This is a genomic window from Flavobacterium sp. C3NV (assembly GCF_046825355.2).
In the GTDB taxonomy this organism is placed as follows: Bacteria; Bacteroidota; Bacteroidia; order Flavobacteriales; family Flavobacteriaceae; genus Flavobacterium.
In genome coordinates, this window is sequence record NZ_JBKQBJ020000031.1 from 1 (window position 1) to 8,625 (window position 8,625).

Below are 8,625 nucleotides of genomic sequence, written 5' to 3' on the forward strand. Positions count from 1 at the left end.
AATGTTTTGATCAAAAGAGAAAAAGTCAAAACTGATTAAACAAATTTTCATGATGTTAATTTATTTGATAATGCTAATCATTGAAAGAAAATTATTGAATTTTGTTATATGATTTTTCATTGTATTTGGATAATTTTAAGTTTGTTTAAAAATAAAAGCTTTAAAAAAAAATATTGCGCAACCATTTCAAGAAAAGCATATCTATTATATATATTCTAATTAATTTTTAACAAAAGTAGAAATTAAATACTAAATTGCAACGAATTTTATATTGAAGTTAATGGCAGGAAAGATACAGGTAGGGTATTTAGTATCATATGATTATGAGTTACTGAAAAACTCGATTCCAACAATCTATAGTGAGGCAGATAATGTTTTTTTGGCTATTGATAGCAATAGAAAAACTTGGAAAGGTCAGGATATTGAAATTAAGGATGACTTTTTTAAGTGGATTAAGGATTTCGATACTCAAAATAAGATTGTGATATTTGAGGAAGAATTTTATATATCTGGATTTACTGCTATGGAATGTGAAATCCGAGAACGTAAAATGCTCGCACATAAAATGGGGATAGGAAACTGGTTAATTCAACTGGATTCTGATGAATATTTTTATGACTTTAGTAAGTTTGTTTCTTTTTTGAAACGAAAAAATAGTCTATTAGTAAATCCTGAGAATAAAATTGTACAGATTTGTGGTTTTAAAATTAACCTATATAAGTATGTAGATGAAGGAGTTTTATTTGTTGATAAATTGGATAAATTCATGATTGCTACAAATTATCCGAATTATAAGATAGGAAGACACGCAAAATGCCGATCTATTTATACAGATTCTGTCGCCTTGCATGATTGTTTATCTCGTTCACGAGAAGATTTAGTTCAGAAAATTGAAAATTGGGGTCATAATGAGGAAATAAATAAAAGTGAGTTTATGCAAAAATGGGATTCTGTTTCGAATTCTAATTATAAACAATTTCAAGGTTTTTTCTACTTAGATCCTATGCATTGGAAATCATTAGAATTCATGAAAGGAAATTCTCTTAAGGAATTGCTCGATAATTTTAAATCATCTAATAAAATTCATATTGGAAAATTCTTTCTTATTAGAAAGAATTTTGGCCAATGGTTTAAGTTTCTTACTAAGAAAAAGATTAAAGCTGACAGCTAAAATAAAATTTCCTTGTAAACATCTAAATATTCTGCAGCTGCAATTTTCCAATCGAAACTTGCAGCTCTTTTTTTCAATTTTGTTTCTATTTCCTTTTTATTGTTTTCAAAATGATCTAATCCTTTAAAAAGAATCTCTTTCATGTATTCAGGATCAAAATTATTCCAATAATTTGCTATGTCACCGCCAATTTCTGGCAATGAAGTTTTGTCTGATAAAAATACCGGCGTACCAAAACTCATAGCTTCAATAGGAGGTAAGCCAAAACCTTCTCGAATCGATGGAAAAAGAAAGGCAGTACAATTTTTCATATAGTATTGTTTGCCTTCATTACTTACTTTTCCAGTTAAAAAAACCTGATTTTGCAAGCCGTTGTCATTAATTAATTTTCGAATTACTTCGCCGTATTTTTTTGTGTTATTTCCCGAAATAATTAAATTAAAATCTTTAATTACTTTCATCATATTGATGATTGAAACATAATTTTTTCTCTCGATAAAATCTCCAATAGTGTAAAAGAAAGGCTTGTCTACAGGAACATTGCTCACAAACTTTGAAGTATCCACCAAAGTAGAAATTGGATTTCCATTATAAATTATGTATTCAGGAATGTTAGGAACCTGAAAATATTGATGTGTCTGCTTTTTTGCAAACTCAGAAATATAGGTAATGGCATTTGCTCTTTCTAATTTATCGAGAAATAAGCGATTGCGTTTATGATTCATATCCGATGATATTTCTTCAACAAAATTTACATCATGGATAGTTAGTAGATAATTTGTATTTGTTCGCGGTTCTAATTTAGAATTTTGATTAACCGAATGCCATAAATCAAATTTATCCATAGGTCTAAAAGGCTTATATCTATGAAACGACCTGTATTTATGATATTCAAATTTATTTCCAAATTCATTTTTAAGCAAATCGGGTTTGCCGGAATTAAGATGAAGTTCTAGATTGTCAAAAGAAAGCTGCTTCAAGCCTTTAATAAGTTCATAGTTAAAAGTTCCTAAACCAGTAGCTCTGTTGTTTATATTATGAGTTTCTAAAAAAACACTTTTCTTTTGTGACATTCTTTTTCCTTTTTTTTTACGAAAATACAATAATAATTTGAAGTGTTAAATCGTATATGTACTTTTGTTGCTTATAAAAAGCTACTGATGAATTTTAAAGTAAATCCTTCTTTCGAAAATAGTACTTCGTCAATTCTTGACAAAATCAAAATGTTTAATTCTTCAGGTGAACTTTTTGGTAATGGGGATCGAAATAAAATTAAACTGTTTGACTTAAACGGAAAGACCATCAATATTAAATCCTTTAAAATTCCGAATATAGTAAACAAAATTGCCTATCGATATTTTAGAAAATCAAAAGCAAGACGTTCGTTCGAATACGCTACTATTTTATTAGAAAAAGGAATTGGAACTCCACAGCCAATCGCATTTCTTGAAAATTTTAATATTATAGGTTTAAAAGACAGTTATTATGCAAGCGAACATTTGGTAACTGAATTGACTTATAGAGAATTGGTTGAAATTCCGGATTATCCGGATAGCGATACAATTTTAAGACAGTTTACAAAATTCACCTTTGATCTTCATGAAAAAGGGGTAGAGTTTTTAGATCATTCTCCGGGAAATACATTAATCAAAAAGAACGAAAACAATCAATATAGTTTCTTTTTAGTAGATTTAAATAGAATGAATTTTCACGAAAATATGAGTTTTGAGCAACGTATGAACAATTTTAGCCGCTTAACTCCTAAAGAGGAAATGATTGCTGTAATGAGCAATGAATATTCGAAATTCTACAAAGAAAAAACTGAAGCTGAAATTTTTGAAAAAATGTGGCAGGCCACTACTAATTTTCAGGAAGAATTTGCCAGAAAGAAAAGACTAAAAAAGAAACTTAAGTTTTGGAAATCGTAATTTTTGATCTTAGTTTTTTAAGCTCCTGAAAACGTACTGCAACACTTAAAGCATTCAGGTAACAAATAATAATGCCCTTTTTTCCATCCAGAATTCCTAAACGGAGTATATATTGATTCATGAATTGATAAAGTGGCCGTAGGTAGAAATGAAAAAAATGCGGTTTTGTTTTTTTTACTAATTCTTCCTGCGCTTTTAATTGTCCGTAAAAAATCATTTTTTGCTTATAATCCTCATAATCGGAGTAAGAATAATGGATTAATTTATTCTTTAATTTTCCGATTGCTCCGATTGCTCCGTTTACGATTAATTTTTCGTGTACAATTTTTTCATGATTGTAATATGCTTCTTCTTTTTTGAATAGTCGGATGATTTTATCTGTTTGCCAGCCGCTAAAACGCAATTTTTTATTCTGGAACATAAAAGTTCTGTACATAAAATACGCCGAGACACTATTTTGCTCATTAATAATAGTAGTGATTTCCTTTTCAAGTTCAGTGGTCAGTCTTTCATCTGCATCAATAAAAAGAATCCATGAATTCGTTGCTAAACTTAACGCGTAGTTGCGTTGAGAAGCAAAATTATCAAAAATGCGTTGAGCAATTTTTACATTTTTAAAGGAAGAAGCTATTTCAAAAGTAGCATCTGAACTAAAAGAATCCACGACAATTATTTCATCGGCGAAAGCCAAATTGTCGAGAATAGCTTTTATATTTTGCTCTTCATTATAAGTAATAACCAAGGCTGTTAAAGCTTGTTTTTTAGACAAAGTCATTAGATCGAATTGCTTAAATTTTGATTTAAAAAAGATCCGATTTGAGCTGTAAAATAGGCAGGCTTAAATTCTTTGTACAAAGATAAAGACTCTTTTTTAAGCATTTTTTCTGTCTTCTGATCAAATAAATCGGCACGATAATCTTTTAAATGTACAGAAAGATGATGAATTCCGTCTTCAAAAGTTGCCCAAATTCTTTTTTCTATCCACGGAGAAAAAATAATAAATGATGGCTTTTTGAGTGCTTTTGCCATATTTATGGCGCCGCCGTCATTTCCTATAATGAGATCACATTGATTCATAATAGCAATAAACGAACGAAGATCATCGCCCAGTAAATCAAAATATATTTTTTCCTGAGTTGAAGATTTACATGCATTAAAAACGGTTTTGGCATCTTCTAACTGCTTTGGAAAGTAATTAAAAAGAATATTTACATTGGCGTTATCCGCAATATAATCAACCACTTTAGACATGAATTCTAAAGGATATGTTTTTAATTTTTCGCTACCTAAAAGACTAATCATGACTGTTTTTCGGTCTTTTTGAACGTTATGTTTTTCAAAAAGAGCAATCGCTTCCCGATTTTCCTTTTCAGAAACAAACAATTTAGGAATTGGATCAATTTGTATTTTTAAATCCAAAGGTTCTAATAAAGAAAGACGTCTTTCTATTGCCAAACCTAAATTGGTTTTAGGAAGAGCTTCAAACGGAACATTATCAGTATAAAGGAAGTTTCTGCCTGGCTTTTTATAGGAGATTTTTTGTTTGGCATTACTTAATAATACCAAAATCCAGCTTTCTAATTTTGAATAGGCATCAATTAATAAGTCATACTTTTCTTTTCGAATCTGAATTCCAAGGTTGAGTAGCTCTTTTTTGCTTTTGCGATGTTTTTCTTCAAACAAAATAATATTGTCGATACTTGTGTTGCCTTCTAAAACCGGAGTTGTTGAGGCATAAACCAAATAATCTATTTGAGCATTTGGATAAGCAATACGCAGATTATTACAAATAATGCTGCTAACTAAAACGTCTCCAATCATTTTTTGTTGAATGACAAGTATCTTCATTTATGTGGTATTTATAAAGAGATTGCAAATTGAAGCAAAAAAATCCAAACCCCAATCATTTTTCAGAAAGGAATTTGGATTTAATAAATGAATCGTAAATATATTTTAAAATTGATTTATAAAATATTACAAATCAGTGGTTTGTGTTGATATGTATTAAGTTTAGGCTATGGCTATTTTTAAGCTTGATTTCTTAGTACTTTACAAACTTGTTATTTGTAAGTTTATATTTACTTATTAATTATATAAAGTAAACTAAATATTATATTTTTGTTTTTAAAATAAAATTATAATGAAAATTAGTGGGTTGGTAATTACTTTTAATGAAGAAAAGAATATTGGAAAATGCATAGATGCTTTATTAAAAGTTTGTGAAGAAGTAATCATTGTTGATTCCTTTAGTAATGATCGCACAATTGAGATAGCTGAAAAAAAAGGAGCAAAAGTTATTAAACAAACTTTTTTAGGAGATGGGCCACAGAGAACTCATGGATTGCCTTACTGCAAAAATGACTGGATTTTAAATCTTGATGCTGATGAATTTCTCGATAAAGATGCTGAACAATTTATAGAAAATAGAAAATATTTAAAAGGAGATTATGATGCATTCAGTTTTAGAGTAAAAAACTTTTTAGGAGATAGGCTAATTGATTTTTCAGGATGGTATCCAGATCATAAAGTACGTTTTTTTAATAAGCAAACAGCTCATCCGTCTGATTCTAAGGTGCATCAAAGAATAATTGCCCGAAAAGAAAAAAAAGTTGCAGTACATATTTTGCATTATGGCTGGGATTCTTTAGATCAGATTATAGTGAAGAAGAATCAATATTCTGGCTGGCATGCTCAACAATTATTTGATCAGGGAAAAAGGATAAATTCTTTTAAACCTATTCTTAACGGAACTGTGGCATTCATACGTTGTTATTTATTCAAAAATGGAATTCTAAACGGATTAGATGGGTTATCACTTGCGATGATTCAGGCCTTTTTCTCTTACATGAAGTATGCGAAACTTTTAAAACTTCAAAAGGCGCACAAAGAATATAAAGTTGCAAAAATTATAATCGATTAATTGTTAATAAAAATTTGAAAAAGGATTATAAATTAGACTCTATTATATGAATAATTTGCAATAATGAATTTTAATTAGTCTGGCTCAATTAGTCATGTTATTTATATGGTAAAACTTCTCTTTATCCAAAGCAAACTTAATTCTATTGAAAAAAATTAAAGGGACTTTTTCTATTTTTCTTTTCAGACTATTTAAGAAATAAACTGTATCCTTCTTTTTATTGACCCACGAATCTTCCCACCAATGAATGCAAATAGTATTTTCTGTAATACAATCTGAAGTAAATTTTTCAAACCATGCAAATGGATAAAAATATTCGGTGGGGAGCAAAAGAACCTTATTAAGGTGTTGTTTTTTATAAACGTTCAAGCCATAATTACTCAAAACGCTTGTTACTATCGGCGGCCCTCCCATAGCATTAAAATGCAATCTCTGTTTGCGTTCTGTAGCTTTTATGCAATCCAATATAAATGAACTGTTTTTTACAGCTCCAATCACTGCTGAATTCAACGGATACTTGTTTTCTAAATTTGTTTGAAAACCAACAAAAGAATCTTCAATAAGTAATTCTTCAAAATTTTTTATAATTTCTATATCTGTATCTAAATAAATCCCGCCTTCGGTATAAATGGAGTACAATCTTATGTAATCAGAGATAAACGACCACTTTTTTTGTTTATATAAAATTCTTAAAAAAGGCAGTTTGTCAAATGGAGTATTTGATTCATCCCATTTCTTTATTTCATAGTCTGGAAGTTTATCACTCCATGATTTAATGCATTTTTTTATTACATCACTATATTCACCTTTTCCGTACCAGCAAAAATGTATTTTTTTCGGGATCATAATTGTATTTTAAATTTATTGTAAATTTTGTAATGCGTTAGTTTATCAAATAAATTGTATTTAAATATTTGCTAAAAAAAATAAATAAAAATTAGATTGTTACCTACTGCTTACAAACTAAGCTTATCGTTAATAACTCTTTCGTTAAAATTTTGGATGTAAGCTTTTAGAAAATTCGATATTTCGAGTGTTTTTAGAACATTTTGGTTTTGAAGATTCTTTTTTAGCAAAGGATCTTTTTTCCAATTATATAATCCAATTACTTCATTGTTTGCAAAGCTGAGGTAATAGTCATCTTTAACACAGTGGTAAATTCCCTGAAGATAGAAAACAGCATAATTTTCTTTACTTAAATAACTTTTTCCAAAACAAATTAAATCTATTTTTATGCCTAAATAATCTATTATAGTAGGCATAATATCAATTTGTTGAAAGTTCTGTTCATTTATACCTGAAAAGTTTGGATTGCCCGGATCAAAAAATAGAATAGGAATGTGAAATTTTGAGATAATTGTTTTGTCTGTCTCTAAATCACCTCCAGCAGAAGTATGATCTGCAGAAATTACAAACAAAGTATTATTGTACCATTTTTGCTTTTTGGCATTTTCAAAAAATAATTTTAAGGAATAGTCAGTGTAAGCAATGCTTTCCTGAACGATAGTAGTTCCTTTTGGAAATTTACCTTTGTACCTTTCTGGTATCTTATAAGGATTATGAGAAGAAATAGTGAAAATTGAACTAAAAAAAGGCTCTTTAAATGTGTTTAGTTTGCCAGCAAAAAATTGTAAAAATTCTTCATCATAAACTCCCCACTTTCCATCGAAAGCTTCTGGTCCAATATATTCATTTTGGCCATAATATTTTTCAAATTCAGCAACTTTTGCATATTGATCAAAGTTCTGACTTCCATTAAATGCACCATGGAAAAAGGAGGTAGTATATCCTTCTTTTTTGAGGATTTTCGGAAGACTGTTGGATTTATTTAGAGAATAGCTTGAGATAATAAAAGAATTGTTCATCAAACTCGGTATACTTGAAATAATTGAAGGAACAGCATCAATTGAGAGTTTTCCGTTGGCAAATCCATTTTTGAAATAATATGATTTTGTTATAAGTGAATCTAGAAATGGAGTCTGACCACGTCTTATGTTTTCGTTGCCAAAGCTTTCAAGTATTATAATGACAACATTTTTTTTAGTAGTTGGCACATTTGGTTTAAACGAAATTAATGGATTGTAAATTGATATAAGCTTTTCTTTATCGAAATAATTAACCTGCTCGATATCTTCTTTTTTTGTTATAGTCTTTAATATTGTAAAAGGCGTATTTAAAACTAATGCAGTATTTTGTTGAGATCCATATTTAATTGCATCAACAATTTTAATAGGCTTAGGTTGAAAACCTCCACGTCCAACAATTACGATTAACGTCAATGAAATTATAAAAAAAGCAGACTGCTTGTAATAGTCTTTTTTTGTAAGTTTCTGAGTAGTAATACGAGTATTAAAATCAGGAATTATAAACCATAATAAAATACTAAGAAATATAAATGCAATAGCTAAATACCAAAATTCTTTCAAAAAAGAGGGAATTAATCCAATGATTTCATGTTCCATTCCTTTAGCAGTTATAATACTAAATGTACTTCTTCGCCCTGTAAAACGATAATAAATTATATCAATAAAATTTGTGGTAATAAAGATTAAGTTTACTACATAAAAAGATATTTTTAAGGTTCTTTGATATTTTAGATTATATTT

At 28.8% G+C, this 8,625-nt stretch carries 8 protein-coding genes; 3 read left to right on the forward strand and 5 right to left on the reverse strand.

What is annotated here, in order from left to right; genetic code table 11:
• Window positions 1-280 precede the first annotated feature (280 nt).
• Window positions 281-1,171, forward strand: coding sequence for a hypothetical protein (locus tag ACIDC4_RS24515; RefSeq protein ID WP_412045432.1), 891 nt, complete (start codon window positions 281-283; stop codon window positions 1,169-1,171).
• Here ACIDC4_RS24515 and ACIDC4_RS24520 read toward each other — a convergent pair.
• Window positions 1,168-2,244, reverse strand: a complete 1,077-nt coding sequence (locus ACIDC4_RS24520; protein ID WP_412045431.1) for a glycosyltransferase family 4 protein — start codon at window positions 2,242-2,244, stop codon at window positions 1,168-1,170. The genes ACIDC4_RS24515 and ACIDC4_RS24520 overlap by 4 nt on opposite strands.
• A gap of 87 nt (window positions 2,245-2,331) precedes the next feature.
• Here ACIDC4_RS24520 and ACIDC4_RS24525 point away from each other — a divergent pair, with 87 nt between their 5' ends.
• Entirely contained in the window at window positions 2,332-3,099 is a 768-nt protein-coding gene (locus ACIDC4_RS24525) for a Kdo domain containing protein (protein ID WP_412045430.1), read from the forward strand.
• On the opposite strand, the gene ACIDC4_RS24530 is transcribed toward ACIDC4_RS24525, so the two are convergent.
• The gene (locus ACIDC4_RS24530; protein ID WP_412045429.1) at window positions 3,080-3,874 is read right to left on the reverse strand and encodes a glycosyltransferase family 2 protein; all 795 of its coding nucleotides are present in this window, start codon (window positions 3,872-3,874) and stop codon (window positions 3,080-3,082) included. The two genes, ACIDC4_RS24525 and ACIDC4_RS24530, sit on opposite strands and share 20 nt — an antisense overlap.
• Window positions 3,874-4,947 (reverse strand): glycosyltransferase family 9 protein, encoded by a 1,074-nt coding sequence (locus ACIDC4_RS24535; RefSeq protein WP_412045428.1) that lies wholly within the window; start codon window positions 4,945-4,947, stop codon window positions 3,874-3,876. The genes ACIDC4_RS24530 and ACIDC4_RS24535 overlap by 1 nt, the downstream gene beginning before the upstream one ends.
• Before the next feature lie 292 nt (window positions 4,948-5,239).
• Here ACIDC4_RS24535 and ACIDC4_RS24540 point away from each other — a divergent pair, with 292 nt between their 5' ends.
• Window positions 5,240-6,019, forward strand: a complete 780-nt coding sequence (locus ACIDC4_RS24540) for a glycosyltransferase family 2 protein (protein WP_412045427.1) — start codon at window positions 5,240-5,242, stop codon at window positions 6,017-6,019.
• An 84-nt stretch (window positions 6,020-6,103) separates the two neighbouring features.
• Here the strand turns inward: ACIDC4_RS24540 and ACIDC4_RS24545 are convergent, their stop codons facing one another.
• Window positions 6,104-6,865, reverse strand: a complete 762-nt coding sequence (locus ACIDC4_RS24545) for a glycosyltransferase family 32 protein (RefSeq protein ID WP_412045426.1) — start codon at window positions 6,863-6,865, stop codon at window positions 6,104-6,106.
• A 110-nt stretch (window positions 6,866-6,975) separates the two neighbouring features.
• Window positions 6,976-8,625: LTA synthase family protein (locus ACIDC4_RS24550; protein ID WP_488381174.1), on the reverse strand; the 1,650-nt coding region annotated here is incomplete at its 5' end.